This window comes from Mycobacterium sp. KBS0706, from assembly GCF_005938675.2.
Classification (GTDB): Bacteria; Pseudomonadota; Alphaproteobacteria; order DSM-16000; family Inquilinaceae; genus Inquilinus.
The window spans coordinates 1-2,408 of the sequence record NZ_VCCH02000238.1; the positions used below are offsets into that span (position 1 = coordinate 1).

2 protein-coding genes and 1 pseudogene are annotated in these 2,408 nt (G+C 71.6%); all 3 read right to left on the minus strand.

Features of this window, described 5'->3' with window-relative positions; all coding sequences use genetic code 11:
* Positions 1–319 (minus strand): annotated as a pseudogene (locus FFK22_RS41435) (IS6 family transposase); the annotation flags it as partial.
* A gap of 104 nt (positions 320–423) precedes the next feature.
* Complete coding sequence (locus tag FFK22_RS41440; protein ID WP_138887846.1) at positions 424–1,446, minus strand: substrate-binding domain-containing protein; 1,023 nt, start codon at positions 1,444–1,446, stop codon at positions 424–426.
* Between the two features lie 62 nt (positions 1,447–1,508).
* Positions 1,509–2,408: ROK family protein (locus tag FFK22_RS41445; RefSeq protein WP_143956979.1), on the minus strand; the 900-nt coding region annotated here is incomplete at its 5' end.

The window sequence follows — 2,408 nt, forward strand, 5'->3', positions numbered from 1 at the left end:
GCCTCGAGCACCTCGCCCTCGGCATCGACGGCGCGCCAGAGGTACATCTGCTTGCCGCCGATCCGGACGAACATCTCGTCGAGGTGCCATCGCCGGTGCGGGACCGGCCGCTGTGCCCGGAGGCGGCGGGCGATCACCGGGCCGAAATCACGCACCCAGCGGCGGATCGTCTCGTACGATACCTCGATACCTCGATGCCGCGCTCGGCGAGCAGGTCCTCGATGTCGCGGTAGCTCAGGGTGAAGCGGAGATACATCCAGACGGCGCGCTGGATCACGTCGGATGGAAAGCGATAGCCGGAATAGCAAGGCGGGTCCATGACTACCGCTACGCTGACCGCGGACGCGCCGCAAGGCCGTGAACGTGACAAGCCCCGGGAAAGCAAGCGGCCGGTGATCTGGAGGTGGAAGGTCGCGGCGCCGGCTAGGATGTCGCCTGCCGTGGCAGGTTCCACTTGCGCGCATTGAGAAGGGCCGGAGGCGCGGGGGCGTGCCAGACCACCTGATAGGCCTCGATCACGTTCCGCTCCGTCACCGCGAGTCCGGGCAGCGCGATCCATGGCGGCAGGGGGCGGCCGACCAGGGCCAGCAGGGTCGCGACGCCGGCGGCGACGCCCTGTTCATGGGGGCGCTGCGAGGCGATGCCCTTGACCAGGCCGCCTTCGCAGAGTTCCGTGGCGGCGGTGATGCCGAGATCGACGGTGGCGATCGGCAGGTCGAGCCCACGCGCCCGCGCCGCCGCGATGACCCTGATCGCCGGTTCGTCCCAGGTGACGAACAGCCCCTCCAGGTCGTCGTTCCCGGCGACCAGGCGGTCGAAGGCCGCGCCGGCCTCGTCGATCGTCTTGAACCGCTCGCGGACCAGGGTAACGTCGGGCCGCTGCAGCTGCATCCATTTGCGGAACGCGATCTCGCGCTCATGGGTGGCGAAGAAATCGACGCCGTAGTTGATGATGCCGGCCACCGCTTCCTCCGGCAGATGCGGCGCCAGGAGCGCGGCGGCGATGGTGCCGAGGCCGAAATTGTCGGTCGAGACCATGCTGGCATAGTCGACGCCCGGCAGCATGCCTGTCGGCGCATTGTCCAGCAGCACCAGCGTCTTGCCCGCCCGGGAAATCGCCTGGTGCGCGTCGGCCACCGCGGCGTTGCCGATCGGGATGCTGATCACGGCGTCGACCGGCTCCTGCGCCAGCCGCTGCAGCTCCCGGCTCTGCACGGTCATGTCGAAGCCGCAGTCGACCACCTCGACGACCGCGGCGGAATACGAGCCGAGCACGCTGACCATGCCGGCCAGTTCCTGGTTCGACCAGTCGCTGGCCGTGGTGTGCAGGACCACGGCGACGGTGTACCGGCCGGCGCGCGCCGCCGCGGCTTCCGCCTCCGACATCACGATTTGGTCGGCCGGCACCGCCCGCTCGCCATGCGGCCCCAGACCCGTGATCACCATGCTGCCCCCTGTTCCTCGATTGTCGTGTCTCCGGTCGGAAGGGCCGCCCTCCGTTCAGCGCTTCATCGCGGCGCCGGCGGCCGGGCCGGGGCCTCCGCCCGGCTGCGCGACCGGGCTGCGTTGGCGAGATCCGACAGGTCGGGCAGGCGGCGCGGCGTGCCCAGGGTGATCCAGCCCTGCAGCATCTCGGTCGCGAACAGCTCGTCGGCCGCCACCTGGGCCGCGCCGACCAGGCTGGAGGAGCCGCCCATCTGCGACCGCACGATCCGGAGGTCCCGCGTGACCAGGGGGTGCGACTGGCGATAGATGGCCTCGCGGATCGCGGCCAGCAGGATGTCGCCGGAGGCATTCACGTCGCCGCCCAGGACGACCACCGCCGGGTTCAGCAGATTGACCAGCGGCGCCAGGCTTTCGCCGACCAGCCGCCCGCAGCGGACCATCAGCTCGGCGCAGAAGGTGTCGCCGAGCTGGGCCCCGTGCCCGACATCGGCGGCCGTGACCCCGCCGTTGCGGGCCAGCGTGTCGGCGAGGTGGCGGCTGCGGCCATCCTGGGCCGCCGCCCGCCCGCTGCGCGCGATGGCCTCGCCGCCGGCCATCGCCTCCAGGCAGCCGCGGCTGCCGCAGCGGCAGGTGACAGCGCCGTCCTCGCCGGTCGGGGCGTGGCCGATCATGCCGGCCACGCCCTGAGCGCCGCGATGCAGCCGGCCGGCGGAGACGACGCCGGCGGTGATGGCGTGCCCAAGGTTGACGAACAGCATGTCGGGCGCGCCGGTCCCCGATCTCAGCTCACCCATCGTCATCATCTGCGTGCGGCTCTGGACCCAGGCCGGGGCGCCGAAGCGCAGGACCATCTCGGAGACGAGATCGAGCCTGGCCCATTCCTCCAGCGTCTCCAGCGCGAGCTGCGGTCCGGCCTCGCCGCTGCCCGTGCCGACGGGGCCCGGAAGCGCCAGGCCGGTGCC